The following is a 17,741-nucleotide window of genomic DNA, read 5'->3' on the forward strand; positions in this document are numbered from 1 at the left end:
AGCGTTCACGCAGACAGTTGACACAGCCGCAAGTCTATCGCGCATTTCTATTGTTTATATTGAACACCAAAAAGTGCAGCTTAATCCGTTCGCATTAGGGCCAATTGCTGAGGTTTCGCAGTGGAAGAAGAACTGCGTTTTGCATCCTTTTCGATCGTACCTGCCAGGCGCAGCCTGAAGCGGGATGGAGCGAATGTTGCGTTGGGAAGCCGCGCGATAGACATTTTGCTTTTTCTTATCTCAACCCCCGGCGCACTCAAGACCAACGACGAAATCGTCAAACACGTATGGCCGGACACATATGTTGATGAAGCCAATTTGCGGGTGCATTTGTCTGCACTTCGGAAAGCCCTTGGTGACACCAAATCAGAACCACAGTTCATCGCCAACATTCCCGGCAGAGGTTACACATTTGTTGGAGAGGTGCTCCGGGGTAGGAAGGATACCCAGCGCGAACCGATACGACCACCCACGCCTGACGAGGGTGGTCAAAAGGTCTTTGGTCGTAACCAGATCATCGAGGGAATTCTTGAACAGCTTCCCAAGAGTCGCCTGTTCACAATTACGGGGCCTGGTGGAATTGGAAAATCAACCGTGGCCAAAGCCGTCGTCAGCCAGTTGGCAGGCGAACTTGAAATCATCAAAGTCGAACTTTCGGATATCGTATCCGGCGATTTGGTGCCTGCAGCCGTCGCCTCCAGCCTTGGCATCACATACCGTTCTGACAATGTGTTGGCGACCATCTGTGCCACGCTGGAAACAAGGCCTGTCACAATCTTTCTGGACGGATGTGAGCATCTGATCGACGATGTAACGGACTTCGTAGAGGCTGTGCTACAACGAACGTCAAACACACGTTTTTTGGCAACGAGCCGTGAGCCTCTTCGTGCCAGCGGTGAGAGGGTTCATCGTCTTCTGCCGCTTGATGTCCCAGTATCAACAGTCAAACTCGAAGAAGCACTCGCCTCTCCTGCGGTCCAGCTTTTTGTACAGCGCGCAGATGCCTGTCTCGGTGGATATCAACTGACAGAAATGGACGTGCCAATTGTCATCGACATCTGTGCACGGCTTGACGGAATAGCTTTGGCGATTGAGTTGGCGGCCGGCAGGCTGGAATCGATGAGTATTTTGTCGCTTGCAGCATCGCTCCATGATTGTTTCAGGGTCTTGAGCCGTGGTCGACGCACTGCTTTGCCACGGCACCAAACACTGCGCGCAACACTCGATTGGAGTTACCAGCTGTTAGCCGTGGACGAACAACGGGGTCTGAACGAGCTTTCCATCTTCAGAGGACGTTTTTCCATATCTGCCGCAGCTGCGGTACTGAGTGATGACACTTACGATCTCGTGGCCGCCCTTGTCGCAAAGTCACTCGTGGTGGCGGAAACCTCGGCTTCCACCCAGTTTTACCGTTTGCTTGATACCACGCGCATCTATGCTGCGGAAAAACTGGCTCAAACCCACGGCGTTAGCCCTGCCATGGAAAAGTTTGGCACATATCTCCTGCAATTGTTCGATACATCTTCAGCCAGAATTTACAGCCAAGCCACCGAAGAGACCATCGAGGAATTTGGCCATATTGTTCTGGGTCTGCGCGCATGTCTCGACTGGGCACTGTCGACGGGTGGCAACAAGCTGTTGGGAGCAAGACTGACCGTTGCGGCATTGCCGCTATTTTTCAAGCTTTCGCTTTACGACGAATGCATCTCGGCCGTTACGGCGTCGATCGATTACCTGAACGCAAATCCCGGTATTGACGAGGCGAGCAGGATGAAACTTTATACTGCGATGGGGTGGCCGCAGATCATCACGGCAGCTTCACCCGGCCGAGGTGTGAAAGCGTGGAATGAGTCTGCCGATATCGCAGAAAGACTCGGCGACGTGGACCATCAACTGCGCGCAATATGGGGATTGTGGGTCGATGCCATCAATCGGGCGGAACCTAAGACTGGCCTTCATCTGGCAACGCGGTTTGCCGAACTTGCAATTTCATCGCCCGATCCTGCCGATATAGTCATCGGCAATCGGATCAGAGGTGCGACATTACACTGGCTCGGGCGCCATGCCGAAAGTGAAACATACCTCGAGACCATGTTGCGTGATTATCAGGGTCTGCCATCGACGGGGCACGCTATCCGTTTTCAGTTCGATCAGCGGGTAACGGCTCAGATCATATTGTCGCGCTGCAAATGGTTTTTAGGACGACAACAGGAGGCCATGGCAGATGTTGTATCAACCCTGGAATACGCCCAATCCGTTGGCCACTACGCATCGCTGACCAATGCCCTTGCAGAATCCGCGTGCCCACTTGCTCTGATGTCCGGACAAGACCGTCTGGCCGCTGAGTACATTGCTCTTCTCAAAGAGCACACCAAAGCTACGATGCTTGATGTCTGGCGAACATATGCGGTGTGTTTCGAAGCTGAACTTTTGCGGCGGCAGGGAGACGACAGAACTGCCCTGTCACAAATACAATCCGGTCTGCAATCGCTTCGCAATGCCGGTTTCAACCTGTTTGAAACAATGTTCATCACAACAGAAGCAAGAGCATTGTCCGGGCTTGGTCGCCACGTCGAGGCCATGAATGTACTCAATACCGCAATGGAAAAATGCGCCGCCGCCGGCGTGGCATGGTGGCAGCCTGAAATGTTGCGGACCAAGGCAGAAATCCAGCTCAAAACATCAGACCTGGGCGAAGCGCGCTCGACCCTGGCACTTGCATATGAGTTTGCTCAGTCGGCTGGTGCCATTCCTCTGCTAAAATCGGTGGAAGATAGCGTGTTTGCGTGTGGTCTCTATGAAAAGCAGCTATCGACTACTCAAAATGCCTCCTAACTGGCCTCGTTACCGACAAGCAGTATCCCGTCCTTCCTTCCTTTACACCAATTTACAACTCTCAACTCGTCAACGCCGGTCAGTCGAGCCATCATCTTCTTCCAAGTTGAGGAGATCGCAATGGAAGGCATTCAGCCGACCCGTTTTCTGGTTATCCTTGCAGCGAGCGACAGTGACCAAGCAGCAAATTCCAAGATCACATTGAGCGATTTTGCACCGGTCTATTATCTTTTCAAGGATTTTGGTGCTGACATTGTCCTCACCACGCTGACAGGTGAATATCCAGAATTGTCAGATGTCAGGGAGAAGACATCGCAACACCAAGCAGTGCGTCGATTTATGGATGACAGAGTGGCACGCGAAGAACTTGCGGACACACTTAGTCTCGAGCAGATCGACCTTGAGGATTTCGATGCGATCTTCTGTCTTGGAATGTCGCGACACCTTTGGGATTTTGAAAACAGCAAACCACGGTCTTTCCTTGCGTCGTTCCTCGACAGTGGAAAACCAGTCGCCATATTCCCAGCCCATCTTGTAACACGTAGCCTTCAAGACGACAGGCATAACAGGCTCATTACTGAGGGTTCCGACGGGACACCTTTGACGACGGCACTGGCACTCCTCAAGGCCGCAGGCGGGCGCTCTCTTGATATTAACACAGATAGAACAACGACATAAAATGACCGCGTCGGGCGTTTGCATCATTTTACGACGCTTTACTCGCCACAGCCCCGTCTTCGGCTCAATCTGTTTTCCGTGAACGATCAATCATCAGGGAGGGCGTTATGAGTGAAATCACTGCCGTAAACGTTGCGCCGAGGCCAACCCGCCGTGAGGTCATTATGGCGAGCGGCATCGCCGTAGCCGCCATGGCTCTGCCCAACCAATCCCACGCCACAACACACTTTTCCACACATCCATCGGAGAACCATGCCATGTCATTTGTAAAAGTAAGCGACGGAACCGAGATTTATTACAAGGATTGGGGTCCAAAAGACGCGCAACCAATTGTCTTCCATCATGGCTGGCCGCTCAGCGCGGATGATTGGGATGCCCAGATGATGTATTTCCTCGACAAGGGCTACCGCGTCATTGCGCATGACAGGCGTGGCCATGGTCGCTCAACACAGACTTGGACCGGAAACGAGATGGACACTTACGCCGCCGACGTTGCAGCGCTGACGGATGCCCTTGATCTCAGGAACGCCATCCACATAGGCCATTCAACCGGCGGCGGTGAAGTTGCCCATTACGCTGCCCGCGCAAAACCTGGCAGAGTGGCAAAGGTGGTGCTGATCGGCGCCGTGCCACCTATCATGGTCAAGTCGGACAAGAACCCGGCCGGACTACCGATTGAGGTGTTTGACAGTTTCCGGGCGGCATTGGTTGCCAACCGTGCTCAATTCTTTCTCGATGTCCCTGCCGGCCCCTTTTACGGTTATAACCGGCCGGGCGCCAAAGTCAGCCAAGGCGTCATCGAAAATTGGTGGCGGCAAGGCATGGCTGGCGGCGCAAAAGCGCACTACGATTGCATCAAGGCTTTTTCCGAAACCGATTTCACGGAAGATCTGAAAGCCATTACCGTCCCAACACTGGTGATGCATGGCGATGATGACCAGATCGTGCCTTATGCGGATTCTGCGCCACTTTCCGTCAAGCTGCTCAAGAACGGTACTCTGAAGACCTATGCTGGTCTGCCTCACGGCCTGTGCACCACCCATCCTGAAATCGTCAATCCCGATCTGCTTGCCTTCATCAAGGGCTGATCTGCGTGGTCGGGAGCAATGTATGTGCGTTGCTTCCGGCACCAAAACGAACGGATCCTTTACGTTTTATCGTCTCAGGGAAGGACAGGACATGACAAGGAAAACTGCTCTTGTTACCGGTGCGTCATCGGGCATTGGCGCCGTATATGCCGAAAAGCTCGCTGAGCGAGGTTTTAATCTCGTCGTCGTCGCCAGAGATATCGACCGGCTTAATCAATTGGCCGACACACTCTCAGAAAAACATGGTGTCTCGATTACGCCACTTCCCGCAGACCTTTCCAAATCCACTGACATCAAGCGCGTGTTGTCAGCCATATCTGAGAACACCTCGTTGGAGTTGCTGGTTAATTGTGCAGGGATAGGGCCGAAAGGCTCGGTCCTTTCATCTGATGCCGAGGATCTCTTTGGCATGGTCTATCTCAATGTTGACATTTTGCACACGCTGACGGTGACCGCTGCCAAGACATTCGCAGATCGTGGCAAGGGTGGTATCATCAACATCGCTTCCGTAGTGGCTTTGATGCCGGAACGCTTCAACCCGACCTACGTTGCCAGCAAGGCATTTGTTCTTGCACTGACGCAAGCCCTCGCCGTTGAACTTGAACCTCGCGGGGTTCAGATCCAGGCTGTCCTTCCCGGCTTCACCCGCACGGAAATCTTTGATCGTGCAGGTATCGATATCAACGTCATCCCAGCAGACATGATGATGGATGCCGACGAAATGGTAACGGCAGCACTTGCAGGGTTTGACCGTGGTGAGACGGTCACGATCCCCTCCCTGGAGGACGCCAGCCTCTGGCAAAAAATGGAAGAGGCTCGACTTGGCCTGGCGCCATTTTTATCACGGAAACATTCAGCCACACGTTACGGGGTAGGACAGAAAACCTGAGATCAGGTTTGAAGGGGGGGGGGCATGACCATGGTATGGACATTGGGAAGAGGTGCCATTTTTACGGGCGCGCTGCTGTTTGCCAGCACATCTGCACAGGCGCATGTCAAATGGTTCGCACCCTATATCGTGGGTGCCCCACCACAATCATTGTCCAGCGTTCTCAAGGATACATGGTTCTGGATCGGCATTGCACTTGTCGTCGTGTTTTTTGTGCTGACGCGCCTTATTGAAATCAGTCCGCTCGGCAACAGGGTTCATGACGCGCTGGACCGCAGTACTGATGTTTTGTGGAAAAGGCTCGACGACTATGTACGCGTTACGGTCGGGGCATTTTTTGTCGCTATATTTTCGGTGGGCGGCGTATATTTGACACCCGACCTGCGGACGCCGGCGGAGTGGGTTTCATGGCTGCAACTGGCCATCGCCGCCTGTATTTTTTTTCGAAAAACAATGCCGTTGGCGGGTATCGGAATTCTGGCCTTATGGCTTTTGGCTATCCGCGACTACGACCTATTCCATCTCTTCGATTATCTGGCGCTTGGCGCTGGCGTTGCCGCCTATCTCATCTTGGAGCCATCAAAAAACGAAAACCTCCGCTCACATCGGTTCGAGGCATTGCGATGGGGGCTCGCGATCGCTCTGATGTGGTCCAGCCTTGAGAAATTCGCCTATCCCGACTGGTTTTATCCCCTCATCATGGAAAAGCCGTTCCTGACGTTCGGACTGCCGCGCGACGTCTTTATTCCGATGGCTGGCGTTGCGGAATTCACTATGGGTTTTGGTCTTTTGTGGACCCCTCTGATCCGACGTCTTTCGGCCATTGCCCTCATCATCATTTTCACTGCTGCCGTCTGGCCATTCGGACGCGTTGACTTAATTGGACACGGTCTCATCATGGCCATTCTGGTTGCCGTGGCCTGTGATCAATGCCGGGTGACCCGCTTTCTGCCATCGTTGAAAATCCATTTGCCTGCCATACCCGGCGGTATTGCTGCGGCACTTGTGGTGTTTGCCACGGGTTATTGGGGGCTTCATTTCGCCTTCTATGGTGCGAGCGGCTTCACAGGACCGGCAATGATTGAGAGGGCCACGCATTCCCATAATCCCGAACAGCCACATGGCCCGATCTCCGACACCGGTATCGGTGCGCCGCCAACGAAGTAAATAAAAATGGCTCTTGAATAAAATAGGAGTCCTATATATATTCGCTTCATGGAAACAACGAAGAACCCAGGATCAGTCAATCATCGCATTCGGGAAGGCCTTGCCCGTATCGCTTCTGTCATGCGCAACGAAGACTGGAGCCGAGCGAAAATATCAGGACTGAACCCGACCCAACTCGCAATTCTTGAATTGCTGGAAGGGCGCGCGGATGGGCTGTCTGTGAAGGATATTGCCGCCAATCTCGGTGTATCACAACCGACGGCGACGGATTCCATCGCCGCACTTGAACGTAAAGACCTGGTCGCGAAAAACAGTGACGGCATCGACAAGCGCTCGGTAAAGGTCGACATCACAACGACCGGGCGTTCGGTTCTTGACTTAGCAAAACCTGATTCAGGGGCAGCCAGGGATGCGGTTGATGCCCTGGCATCTCATGAACAGGAAGACCTGCTGATCACGCTTGTTAAAATGATCAGCCATTTACAACAGAATGATGCGATCCCCATCCAGCGCATGTGTGTCAGCTGTCGATATTTCGCACCATTCGTACATTCCGATGCGGCTCGCCCGCATCACTGTCATTTCGTAGACGCAGCATTCGGCCAACGGGAAATCCGTGTCGATTGCCGCGAACATGAGATCGCCGATCCGGCGGTCCGGGCTGCCACCTGGACCGCTTTTAACAAAGGATAGGTGAAAACCCTCCAGGCAACGGAAAAAAGGAGACTATCGATGTTTGGTAAAATCGCAGCCGGCGCACTCATCGCCGGAACGGCATCGCTATGGCTGGCAACAGCATCCGCCCATTCGGTCACGGCAAAGCCAACCGAGGCGGTGCAGGCATCTTTCGACATTATTGAAACAACGATCACAGCCAAGGGCGACACTGCACTCTTTTCAACCCGCGTGCGTGGTGAAGCAGGCAAGGACAAACCCGATGCGACAGGCAAGTTCGAAGGGTCGAGCGTCTATGCCTATGTCTGGCCAACCAGCCTCGATAGCGGCGAAATCGGCTTTGAGAGCAAGCAAGGAATTGTCGCACTCGCGGTAACCTTCCATCCCGACTTCGACGACGCAGCCAATGGCGGCAAGAACCGTCATATCTGGCATCCGCACTGGGTGGTTCTGGCGCAGGACAAAGCCTGTGGCGGTGGCTTGAAAGTGATCGACATTCCCGAAGGTACGAAACCAAAGGTTCCTGCAACCTGGCCCGGCGTGCCATTGCTGATTGACAGCCCGGAGTATCCTACAAATTTCAAGGGCGATCAGGTCGACGTCGAAATCCCGCTATCCCTGATCAATGGCATTGTCGGCGCGTCTTTTGATGGTGTGACAGCCGGCCTGAAGGTGAACGGCAATCTGCACGCCCCACTCTTATGCGTCAGCAACGTCTTCAAGGTTGCATCTGGCGATCTCAGTCTGCCCGGCAAGGTCATGCCTGCAGAGTAAAACAAGCGCCGGTTCAGTGACTGCCATCACCAAACCGGCAATCCCTCCCCTCCAGGCATTGAAAGGAAAGAACATGACAAGAATTACTCTCATTGAACCATCAAGCGCAACAGGCACGACGGCTGAAAAGCTCTCCGAGATAAAGGCGGCCTTCGGCATAGTGCCAAATATGTTCAAAGCGGTGGCAAATTCACCGGCAGCGCTTTCCAGCATGTGGGGCTCGTTTGCCGCACTCGGCGGAGGGCGACTGGGTGCCAAGCTCGGTGAACAGATTGCGGTTGCCATAGCCGATCGCAACAACTGCAACTATTGCCTTGCCGCACATACAGGTCTCGGTCGTAAAGCTGGTGCAACCACGATTGAGATGTCTGAAGCACAGGCAGGTAGATCGCCAGATCCCAGAACACAGGCCGCGCTCGATTTCTCGATCAAGGTTGTTGAGAACCGGGCGGACATCACCGGGGACGATGTCGCAAGCCTTCGCAATGCTGGTTTCGATGATGAAGAAATTGTCGAAATCCTTGCACACATCGCACTCAATCTCTTCACCAACTACCTCAATGTGGCGCTGGATGTTCCGGTCGATTTCCCGGGTGTGAAGCTTACGCGAGCCGCCGCGTAATACCCATCCGGCGGGCGGGTCGTTCCCTCACGGCCCGCCTTCCCTGAAAGGATCAAACTTATGGCTACTTCCAATCTGATTTACGCCCCGGAACTGGCAATCAGCGAATGGTTCAACGTTTCCCATCCTCTGACATTGTCCGAATTGCGTGGGCGCCCGGTGCTGTTGCACAGCTTTCAGCTTCTTTGCCCTGGCTGCGTCAGCCAATCGATACCGCAGGTTCAGAAGATCGAACGTATCTTTGCCGATACCGATCTCCAGGTCATTGGTATCCACACCGTGTTCGAACACCATGCCGCGATGTCCCCGGTTACCCTGAAGGCATTTCTTCACGAATACCGCATCAAACACCCGGTCGGGGTAGACTTGCCCGACGAACGAACCGGTACGCCCATTACCATGCAGCGCTTTGGCCTGCGTGGCACGCCCTCCTCAATTCTGATCGGAAGAGATGGCGCCATCAAGCATCATATCTTTGGGGTTGAGGACGATATGGCTGTAGGCGCCCGAATTGCCATGGCGCTCGCGGAAAAAGTGCCTGCCCTGTCGCCAGTCTTCAAAGCAGATGACACTGTTGGCTGCGCCGAGGGGCGCTGTGAAACTCCTACGCAAATCGCATCCTGAGAGAGAGCCCTCTCAGGCTTTGTAAAGCTTTCGGCGGTAACGCCGAAAGCCGCTGCTTCAGCCGTCAGAAGACGCCCGGATAACCGGCACCATCGCTCAAGATGTGTTGGCCGGTCAGGAAGCCCGAATGCGCCGAACACAGGAACACGCAAAGGGACGCAAATTCCTCAGGCGTAGCAAACCGATTGGCTGAATTGGTTGAAGAACGCTCCGCCCATATCTGATCAAAACTCTTGCCCGCCGCTTCCGCCAGATCACGGCCGTGCTGAAACTGCGTTTCCGTGGCAATGATGCCCGGCAGGGCAGTGTTGAGGGTTACGTTATGAGCCGCATACTTCCGTGCAACTCCGGTGATAAACCCCGACAAGCCAAGCCGCGGGCTGGTCGATAGAGCCAACTCCGCACTGGGTTCTTTCACGAAGCGTGAGGTCACAGCAACAATCCGCCCAAACTTGCGCTCTGCCATGCCATCAATCACGCCGGTGATAAGTTCAATCGGCGACAGCATCATCAGGTCGAGTGCGCGCAGCCAGTCGTCATTGCTCCACTTGCGGAAATCGCGCTCGGTGCGCGGCCAGCCGCCATTGTGGATGAGAATATCAGGATCGCTGCAATAGGAGAGCACTTTGGCGCGCTCTTCCTTATGCCCGAGATCTGCCGCCACATAATCAACATTGACGGCATGAAGGTCTTTCAATGCCGCCGCTGCCCCTTCCAGCTTTTCTTCATTGCGCGCTACGAGAACCAAATTAACGCCTTCCGACGCGAGGAGTTTTGCAGCGGCATAGCCGATACCTTCACTTGCCCCACACACCAAAGCCTTCCGGCCGTTCAAACCAAGATCCATAGTCGCAATTCCCAAATGCTGTTTCGCTGTTGTCAGGCGGACTGTCTCAGTCTGCCGAGAGTGCCTCGTCGAGGAAGCTCAGGCGGTCCTGCCCCCAGTAAGGCACATCCTTGTAGAACCAGGTCGGCGTGCCGAATACACCACGCTCCTTGGCTTCGTTTTCACTTTCTTCCCACGCGGCAATGATCTCCGGGCTTTCTTCCATTGACTGTAGCAGCTTGCCATCAAGGCCGAGACTATTGGCCTTGGCGATACGCACTTCTGGATCCTTGACGTCGAGCTCTTCCGCCCAGACTGCGCTTAAAAGCGCGTGGCTAAGGTCAAGCGCCGGCAGGCCAAGGCTGTCAGCGGCCAGAACCATACGTGCGGAAAAATGCGGAATGGTCGGGTAATGTTTGGGTTTCAGCACCAGCGGCATGTTGAGACGTTTGCGCCAGCGGTCCAGCTCAATGGCGTGATAATCCTGACGGGCGACAGGGCGCGTACGAAGTGGAACGCCACCATTTTCCGGCACAACAGTCGTGGTGCGAACAACAACGTTCAGATCGTGTTTTTCGATCAATGCCTTGAACTGCGGCCAACCAAGATAGGCCCATGGGGAACTTAGCGAATGAAAATAATAAACGGTCTTCTTTGTCATGATAACTCCTGATGAATCTATTGATTATTTGATGGCGCGGCGGTGTTCGCTTGCGGGTTCATCCGCATCTGTCCATTCATCGCCAGTCAGTTCGCTTTTGTCGTAGCTGTGGAATTGCGCCAGCAGCTGCTCGCGATCCTCGACAAACAGCGACCGCGCAATACCGTTGGACAATGTGGTTGCACCCTCGTTGATCGACGGTATGCCGCTGTTGATCTTGCCGTGCGACAACAGAGACGGGAACGAGAAACAATAGGCGTGGCTGATCCAGCGGTCCTGCTCAGCATCGGATTTCGGCATGAACTGAAAAGCAGCGCCGAGATAAGGTGACGCAGCAAGGCCAGCATTTCCAAGTGCTTCCGGTGGCGTGTAAGCCTCTCCCCACAAAAGGGCATTGCTGGTAATGGCCTCAAATTCTGGCCGCTTGGCGTAATCGATACCAAAGCCGGTGGCAAAGATGATGAAATCCACACCATAACGGCCTTTCGGCGTGGTGATCTCAACGCCGGCAGCCGTTTCGACAATGTTGTCTATCGGGCTGGAAAGATGGAAATGCGCATTTGGCCATTTTGACACGCGCAAAACGCTGTGTTTGGGCGGCGGCGTTCCCACCTTGCTGGCCTCGTGCATGATCAGCCACTTGTCCGCATCAGGCAGGTCGAAATAGCCGTAGCGCGTACCCATGCCGGAAATTCCGGCGAAACGATCGACCTTGGCGAGACTGCTCTGGCGGGCAAACACATCAACCCGCGCCGCCCCTGCTTCGAGAGCGGCAGCTGCGTTGTCCATTGCGGAGGAACCGGACCCGATGACGGCAACAGTCTTGCCTTTCAGCATCGACATATTGATTATCGCGGCACCATGAGCCCGATATTTTTCCGGAACACGGTGCGCAACGGCGGGCAGGAAAGGTTCTCCCAAACCATCCAACCCGGTCGCGATGATCACCCGGCGGGCATATTCCACATGGTCGCCTTGTGGGTCGGCGTAGGCAATTTCGAACAGTCCGTCCGCACGCGGCGTGATGCCCTGCACACTCGCTTCATTGACGACATCCAGTTCAAGAACCCGGCGATACCAGATGAGATAATCCATCCACTGCGCCGTCGGGATCAATGACATTGCCTCGAATGCTTCGCGGCCAAATTGCGCCTCGTACCAAGCCCGGAAAGTCAACGCAGGCAGCCCCAGCGCCAGACCCGGAAGGACCTTTGACGTGCGCAACGTTTCCATGCGTGCATAGGTGATCCAGGGACCTTCCTGTCCGGCCGGTGCGCGGTCGAAGGCGCGCACATTCTCGACGCTATGGCCTTTCAGCGCCGCCATTGCGATGAGGCCACACAGACCGGCGCCAATCACCGCTACATCCAGAACTTTTTGACCCTGATGCTCGCGCGGCTTGACCCACGAAGACGCGGGACGGTTCAGCCAGAGAAGGTCTTCGGCAAGCCTCTCTTCAAGTTCTTCCAAGGTTTGGGGGCTAAGGCGGGTCATGAACATCCCTTGGAAAGGCGAGGACTGCTGCGAAAATGCACTTGTATCAACATTGCTCAGGCCGACTGGCGAAGCGTTGGGATACTTGCCACCAGTTCCTGCGTGTAAGCGTGCTGGGGATTGCCGAATACGGTCTCGACTGGCCCGTGTTCGACGTCCTGCCCGTTGCGCATCACCGACACCGTGTCGGCAATCTGGCGGACAACCGCGAGATCATGCGAGACGAAAATATACGTCAGGCCAAACTCTCGCTGAAGTTCAGATAACAGTGCAAGAATTCTGGCCTGTACGGTCACATCCAATGCCGAAACGGCTTCATCCAGCACCACGACCTCGGGCTGCAGGATCAGTGCGCGGGCAATGGCCACACGTTGCCGCTGGCCACCGGACAAGGTTGCGGGATGACGATCAAGTACATCCGCCGGCAAGCCAACGCGCGAGATCATATTCTGCACCCGTTTGGCACGCTCGTCGGGAGAAAGCGGTTCGAAATTTCGAAGCGGTTCATCCACGATCTGGGAAATCGTCTGGCGTGGATCCAGCGAACTGAACGGGTTTTGATAGACCAACTGGATCTTGCGTCGAAACTGGCGAAGTCTCTCGCCAGAGAGCTCAGCGAGGCTCTCACCACCAATCACGATACGGCCAGTCGTCGGCTTCTCAAAGCCGGTGACCATGCGGATCGTCGTGGTTTTCCCACTGCCGGATTCACCAACAATCGCATGCGTGGTACCACGGGCAACCCGAAATGACAGATCGTCCACGGCAAGCAATCCGTCCGACTTGCCCGGCAAAGAAAAGCGCTTGCTGAGACTTTCAACCACCACTACATCATCCGCCTGGGTGCTGGTACTATCCAGGTTGCGGACGCGGTTATTGTCCGCAAAGGACGGCGCATCGGAAAGCAGCCTTTGCGTGTAGGCCTCTTTGGGAGATAAAATGATCTCGGCAGTGGGTCCTTTCTCAACAATACGCCCTTGATGCATGACCACGATGGCATCGGCACGAGCCGCAACGCCCAGATCGTGAGTAATCAGCAGGATAGAGGCATTGGTTTCCCGCTTGAGCGTCTCGATCAGATCAAGGATACGTTTCTGGACGGTGACATCCAGCGCGCTTGTCGGCTCATCGGCGATGATCAGCTCCGGCTCAAGCATGATCGCCATGGCGATCAGCACGCGCTGCCGCATACCGCCGGACAGCTGATGGGGGTATTGGTCATAACGCAGCTCAGGGGACGACAAACCGACCTTGGCCAACAACTCCAAGACCTTGGCCTTGCCTGCAGCCTTGCTTAGCCGATGTCCATGGATCTGGAACATCTCAACCAATTGTGAGCCAATGGTGCGGATCGGGTTCAGAGAGCTGCCGGGGTCTTGCGGAATAAGACCAATGCGCGAACCGCGCAGGCTATCCAATCGCCGGTCAGACCATCCGGCAATGTCAGTGCCATTCAGCAGAACCTGACCGCCATCAATACGTCCCCCGGACAACAGGCCAATAATCGATTGCGCGGTGGTGGTTTTGCCGGAACCGGACTCACCGACAATTGCCAGGGTTTCACCACGATTGATCTTGAACGATATGCCGTGCACAGCCCTGTTTGCGCTGCGTCCAGCCCCGTAAGAGACACACAAATCGCGCACTTCCAGGATTGGCAGCGAAGCATCCACGCCATCAGGCGGCGTCGTTAGAACCGTCATCGTTGGCTCCTCATCGATTTGCTGATCTGGTTGGCGGCAAGCACCACGATAACCACGACAAGGCCGGGCGCGGCAGTCAGCCACCAAGCCGTTGCGACATAGTTGCGGCCTTCCGCGACCAGCAATCCCCACTCCGGCGTTGGCGGTGGTGCGCCATATCCCAGGAAGCTCAGCGTCGATAATTGCAGGATGGCCGAACCAAACTGCAGCGCGGAAAAAGCAACAACGGATGTCAATGCGTTGGGCAAAACATGCCGCCACAGAACCTTGGCCAGAGTGCCGCCACTGCCGATGGCCGCCTCGACATAATCGCTGGCACGAACTCGGATCACTTCGGAGCGCATCAAGCGCGCGAAGGCTGCGATAGCCGAAACACCAACTGCGATCGATGCATTCAGCGTGCCAAAACCAAGCAGGATGATAATGGTCAGCGCCAGAAGCAGCGCCGGGATGGACAGCAGAACATCGACAACGCGCATGATGATTTCATCGACAATACCACCCGCCGAACCGGACAGTAGACCGAGAGCGGTACCGACAACAAACCCGACAGCGGTTGCGATGAACGCACCGCTTAACGAATGCACGGAACCATGCACAACACGCGAAAACACATCACGGCCCAAGGCATCCGTGCCGAAGAAATGGATCAAGTTTGGTGCACGAAGCTGCTGGCCGGGCACGCTGGCAATAGGATCATAGCTGCTGAACAGTCCGGGGACGACTGCCCACAGCACAGCCAGGAGCAGAACCAGGTAGGCAAGAGCCGTTGCAATACTAATCGAGCCGAGCTTTTCTCGCAGTCCGGTAAATCTTTCCCGACTGTGCAGACCCGTGACCGGTTCTTCTACAGGAGACATCTCAGGCAGCCCTCATGCTCTTGCGCAGCCGTGGATCGAACACTGGATAGAACAGGTCCACGACAAGATTGATCGTAACGAAACATGCTGCTGACAGCAGGACGACGGCCTGCAGAACAGCCACATCGAGAGTGGCGACAGCGGCTTCGGTCAGTCGACCGATACCGTTCAGTCCAAAGACCGTTTCTGTGACAACCGCGCCGGCAAGCAGCTCACCGAACAACATGCCGCATATGGTCAATACCGGCAGCAGTGCATTGCCCAACACATGGCGCCAGAACGCAAAGCGCAACGAAGCGCCCTTGGCTCGGGCAACGGCAACGAACGGCCGTGTCATCACGTCATCGATATTGCGGATCAAAATCTGGGCAATCGGCGCACTGATCGGTACCGCAAGCGTTGCCACTGGCAAGATAAGCCCAACCCAGGGACCGGGATTGATGACGGGAACAAGCCCAAGCCTGAACGAAAAGATCTGGATCAGCATCATGCCCAGCCAGAAGGCGGGAATGGCGACAAACAGTGACGGCAGCGCGGTGATGAAGCGCCGCAACCACCAGAAAGGCGAGAAATAAGAGAGGAAGGCCAAGACGAAACTCAGCAGAACCGCACTAACAAAACCGAGGCCAGCCAGTCTGAAGGTTGGCAATACATTATCGGCAAGCAAAGCGCTGACAGGAACACCGGCATCAATCGAATACCCGAAGTCGCCGGACAGCGTGTTGACCAACGAACTGAAATAACGTTCGAGCGGTGGGTTGTCGGCGCCATAACTTTCACGAATATGCGCAAGCTGCTCCGGTGTCAGCACGAAGTCTGCCCCCATGAACTTGATGAAAACCGCATCACCCGGCATCATCTGCAACAGCAGGAATGACAGGGTAAATGCGGCCCACAGCACGATCACAGCTTGGCCAATGCGCGAGACGAGGTATCGGGAAAGAGACAATGCTTCAGACCACACTTGTTTCGATGTTGATGGCCTGATCTATCGATCAAGCCACACGCTATAAAAGACAGGCCGACCGACAGCCTCAAAAGCGACGTCCTTGACATAAGGCGCGCCCGCAAAGGACTGGGGTTCTTCAAACAGCGGAATGACGTAAGCCTGTTCGATCAAACGCTTCTGCGCAGCACCGGTATATTCAAGACGCGTGCTGGTATCCGGCTCCGACGCGATCTTGTCGAGAATGTCGTTCAAGTCGGTGTCGACAAACGTCGTGCCCTCGCCCTTGCCACCCTTCTGGCGCAATTGGTCGCGCGTTGTCGGGTAATATTGGCTCTTGAGAACTTCCGGATCAGCACGTTCGACTTTTGTCGGCACCAGCGGTGTCTTCAACGGATCGAGATCATCCTTGGTGCGGGTACCGGCTTCACCAGCCAGCAGTTTCAGTTCGACGCCAACGGCTTTCCATTGCTGGGCGAGCAGCTGTAACGTTTCCTTGCTACGGGCATAATTGAGCGATTCATAAACACCCAACGACAACCGCTGACCATCCTTTTCACGAATCCCGTCAGCACCCGGCTTCCAGCCCGCTTCATCCAGTAACGCGTTGGCGCGTGCAGCATCAAAGGTCAGGTCACTGCTGAGATCAACAAAACCGGCAGAAACCGACGACAACGGTGAGCGAGCCTTGGGATAGTTGTCGGAGAACAGCGTATCGATGATTTCCTGGCTGTTCGTGGCATGCAGAAGGGCCTGACGGACCTTCAGATCTGCAACCAACGGATTGCTTGGACGGAAGGCAACAGCGTGGGTCGTGCCACGGGTTTGTGCACCATAAACGGTATATCCAGCTGCTTTCACCTGCGCCTCATCATAGGCGTGAACCTGGCGGATGAAATCGCCCTGACCGGAGATCAGTGCACCGATGCGCACGCCATCTTCCGGCACCGTCAAAATGGTGATGCCATCAAGATTGGCACGACCCTGATGCTTCAGTTTCGCCGGACCCCAGGCGTAGTCGGTACGCGCTGTCAGCTGAATTTCAGTGCCTAGCTTTTCGCTCGCGACGACAAACGGGCCGGAACCGATGATGTTTGGCGCCTGACCGAGTTCATCCGACGACAATTTCAGCGTGGACAGTGCAACGAGGCCAGATGTCGGGGTTGCCGTTGCCTGAAGGAAACCGGGGGCTGGCGCCTTGAAGTGGAACTTGACGGTTTGAGCATCAACCACTTCCGAGCGCTCATAGTTGCTGATTGCTTCCGAAACTGTCTGCTTCAGAGCCTTGTTGCCAAGACCAAATGCGTCATAGTTGGCAGCAACAGCAGCGGCATCAAGCGGTGTGCCATCAGAGAAGGTTACGCCGTCACGCAGGCGGAATGTGTATTCCGTTGCATCAGCATTGACGTCCCAGCTTTCGGCAATCCACGGCTCGATCTCAAGCGTCTGCGGGTTCTGATAGGTCAGCTTGTCGGTGATCTGGTTGAGGAGGCCACCGTTCGGATAAAAACCAGCAGCTGGCGGATAAAGGCTCGTATGCGCCTGTTTTTCGAGATAAATCAGCGTGCCACCCGGCTTGCCCTCAGCCCATGAAGGCACTGCGAATGTTGTCGCAGCGACCAGCGCACCAACTGCGCACATGCTCTTTAAAATCCGGCGACGCGCAACAGAATAAAGCATCATAATTCCCTTCGTATAACCCTAGAATATACCGCTGCACGCGATGTCTGCGTGATCCGACCGATGTGCCCCAACTACGCCAGCGCAGATGCAAGCCTGCGCTTTAGAAAGTCGGTTAATCTATCTAAATGGTAGATATTCTATGCGTCCGACGTAAGGTCGATTTGTTTCAATTAAATTCTGAATATAGAAATATAAGCTATCAATTATGCGAAATTA

Annotated in this window: 16 protein-coding genes; 9 read left to right on the forward strand and 7 right to left on the reverse strand. The window is 54.9% G+C overall.

What is annotated here, in order from left to right:
* Window positions 1-120: 120 nt before the first annotated feature.
* The 9 genes from IB237_RS16370 (at window position 121) to IB237_RS16410 (ending at window position 9,352) form a co-directional block, all read left to right on the forward strand.
* Window positions 121-2,835 (forward strand): winged helix-turn-helix domain-containing protein, encoded by a 2,715-nt coding sequence (locus IB237_RS16370; RefSeq protein ID WP_192489748.1) that lies wholly within the window; start codon window positions 121-123, stop codon window positions 2,833-2,835.
* Between the two features lie 120 nt (window positions 2,836-2,955).
* Window positions 2,956-3,513, forward strand: coding sequence for a transporter (locus tag IB237_RS16375; RefSeq protein ID WP_192489749.1), 558 nt, complete (start codon window positions 2,956-2,958; stop codon window positions 3,511-3,513).
* Between the two features lie 257 nt (window positions 3,514-3,770).
* Window positions 3,771-4,601, forward strand: coding sequence for an alpha/beta fold hydrolase (locus IB237_RS16380; RefSeq protein ID WP_192489921.1), 831 nt, complete (start codon window positions 3,771-3,773; stop codon window positions 4,599-4,601).
* A gap of 91 nt (window positions 4,602-4,692) precedes the next feature.
* Window positions 4,693-5,490, forward strand: a complete 798-nt coding sequence (locus IB237_RS16385) for an SDR family oxidoreductase (protein WP_192489750.1) — start codon at window positions 4,693-4,695, stop codon at window positions 5,488-5,490.
* Window positions 5,491-5,514: 24 nt separating this feature from the next.
* Window positions 5,515-6,657 carry a hypothetical protein gene (locus tag IB237_RS16390; protein WP_246787991.1) on the forward strand — a complete coding sequence of 381 codons (1,143 nt, stop codon included), beginning with the start codon at window positions 5,515-5,517 and terminating at the stop codon, window positions 6,655-6,657.
* Window positions 6,658-6,705: 48 nt separating this feature from the next.
* Entirely contained in the window at window positions 6,706-7,350 is a 645-nt protein-coding gene (locus IB237_RS16395; protein WP_192489751.1) for a MarR family winged helix-turn-helix transcriptional regulator, read from the forward strand.
* A 39-nt stretch (window positions 7,351-7,389) separates the two neighbouring features.
* A complete protein-coding gene (locus IB237_RS16400; protein WP_192489752.1) occupies window positions 7,390-8,106 on the forward strand; it encodes a hypothetical protein in 717 nt (238 codons plus the stop codon).
* A 73-nt stretch (window positions 8,107-8,179) separates the two neighbouring features.
* The gene (locus IB237_RS16405; RefSeq protein WP_192489753.1) at window positions 8,180-8,728 is read left to right on the forward strand and encodes a carboxymuconolactone decarboxylase family protein; all 549 of its coding nucleotides are present in this window, start codon (window positions 8,180-8,182) and stop codon (window positions 8,726-8,728) included.
* 60 nt (window positions 8,729-8,788) lie between these two features.
* A complete protein-coding gene (locus IB237_RS16410; protein ID WP_192489754.1) occupies window positions 8,789-9,352 on the forward strand; it encodes a redoxin family protein in 564 nt (187 codons plus the stop codon).
* Window positions 9,353-9,416: 64 nt separating this feature from the next.
* On the opposite strand, the gene IB237_RS16415 is transcribed toward IB237_RS16410, so the two are convergent.
* The 7 genes from IB237_RS16415 to IB237_RS16445 are packed head-to-tail and all read right to left on the reverse strand — an operon-like array spanning window position 9,417 to window position 17,522.
* Window positions 9,417-10,199, reverse strand: a complete 783-nt coding sequence (locus tag IB237_RS16415) for an SDR family NAD(P)-dependent oxidoreductase (protein WP_192489755.1) — start codon at window positions 10,197-10,199, stop codon at window positions 9,417-9,419.
* A 46-nt stretch (window positions 10,200-10,245) separates the two neighbouring features.
* Complete coding sequence (locus tag IB237_RS16420) at window positions 10,246-10,839, reverse strand: 2-hydroxychromene-2-carboxylate isomerase (RefSeq protein ID WP_192489756.1); 594 nt, start codon at window positions 10,837-10,839, stop codon at window positions 10,246-10,248.
* 24 nt (window positions 10,840-10,863) lie between these two features.
* On the reverse strand, window positions 10,864-12,333 hold the full coding sequence (locus tag IB237_RS16425; RefSeq protein ID WP_192489757.1) for an NAD(P)-binding domain-containing protein: 1,470 nt from the start codon (window positions 12,331-12,333) through the stop codon (window positions 10,864-10,866).
* 56 nt (window positions 12,334-12,389) lie between these two features.
* Window positions 12,390-14,036 (reverse strand): ABC transporter ATP-binding protein, encoded by a 1,647-nt coding sequence (locus IB237_RS16430; protein WP_192489758.1) that lies wholly within the window; start codon window positions 14,034-14,036, stop codon window positions 12,390-12,392.
* Window positions 14,033-14,896, reverse strand: coding sequence for an ABC transporter permease (locus tag IB237_RS16435; protein ID WP_192489759.1), 864 nt, complete (start codon window positions 14,894-14,896; stop codon window positions 14,033-14,035). Before IB237_RS16435 ends, IB237_RS16430 begins: the two co-directional genes overlap by 4 nt.
* Before the next feature lies 1 nt (window position 14,897).
* A complete protein-coding gene (locus IB237_RS16440; protein WP_246787993.1) occupies window positions 14,898-15,845 on the reverse strand; it encodes an ABC transporter permease in 948 nt (315 codons plus the stop codon).
* Between the two features lie 39 nt (window positions 15,846-15,884).
* Complete coding sequence (locus tag IB237_RS16445; RefSeq protein WP_192489924.1) at window positions 15,885-17,522, reverse strand: TIGR04028 family ABC transporter substrate-binding protein; 1,638 nt, start codon at window positions 17,520-17,522, stop codon at window positions 15,885-15,887.
* Between the last annotated feature and the right edge of the window lie 219 nt (window positions 17,523-17,741).

Origin of the sequence: Agrobacterium sp. AGB01 (assembly GCF_014851585.1) — a bacterium.
GTDB lineage: Bacteria > Pseudomonadota > Alphaproteobacteria > Rhizobiales > Rhizobiaceae > Agrobacterium.

Bases quoted from the DNA above. Each gene is read 5' to 3' on its own strand.
- IB237_RS16410 (WP_192489754.1), top strand. From the start codon at position 8,789: ATGGCTACTTCCAATCTGATTTACGCCCCGGAACTGGCAATCAGCGAA.
- IB237_RS16445 (WP_192489924.1), bottom strand. From the start codon at position 17,522: ATGCTTTATTCTGTTGCGCGTCGCCGGATTTTAAAGAGCATGTGCGCA.
- IB237_RS16430 (WP_192489758.1), bottom strand. From the start codon at position 14,036: ATGACGGTTCTAACGACGCCGCCTGATGGCGTGGATGCTTCGCTGCCA.
- IB237_RS16435 (WP_192489759.1), bottom strand. From the start codon at position 14,896: ATGTCTCCTGTAGAAGAACCGGTCACGGGTCTGCACAGTCGGGAAAGA.
- IB237_RS16425 (WP_192489757.1), bottom strand. From the start codon at position 12,333: ATGACCCGCCTTAGCCCCCAAACCTTGGAAGAACTTGAAGAGAGGCTT.
- IB237_RS16380 (WP_192489921.1), top strand. From the start codon at position 3,771: ATGTCATTTGTAAAAGTAAGCGACGGAACCGAGATTTATTACAAGGAT.
- IB237_RS16395 (WP_192489751.1), top strand. From the start codon at position 6,706: ATGGAAACAACGAAGAACCCAGGATCAGTCAATCATCGCATTCGGGAA.
- IB237_RS16400 (WP_192489752.1), top strand. From the start codon at position 7,390: ATGTTTGGTAAAATCGCAGCCGGCGCACTCATCGCCGGAACGGCATCG.
- IB237_RS16405 (WP_192489753.1), top strand. From the start codon at position 8,180: ATGACAAGAATTACTCTCATTGAACCATCAAGCGCAACAGGCACGACG.
- IB237_RS16420 (WP_192489756.1), bottom strand. From the start codon at position 10,839: ATGACAAAGAAGACCGTTTATTATTTTCATTCGCTAAGTTCCCCATGG.
- IB237_RS16415 (WP_192489755.1), bottom strand. From the start codon at position 10,199: ATGGATCTTGGTTTGAACGGCCGGAAGGCTTTGGTGTGTGGGGCAAGT.
- IB237_RS16385 (WP_192489750.1), top strand. From the start codon at position 4,693: ATGACAAGGAAAACTGCTCTTGTTACCGGTGCGTCATCGGGCATTGGC.
- IB237_RS16375 (WP_192489749.1), top strand. From the start codon at position 2,956: ATGGAAGGCATTCAGCCGACCCGTTTTCTGGTTATCCTTGCAGCGAGC.
- IB237_RS16390 (WP_246787991.1), top strand. From the start codon at position 5,515: ATGACCATGGTATGGACATTGGGAAGAGGTGCCATTTTTACGGGCGCG.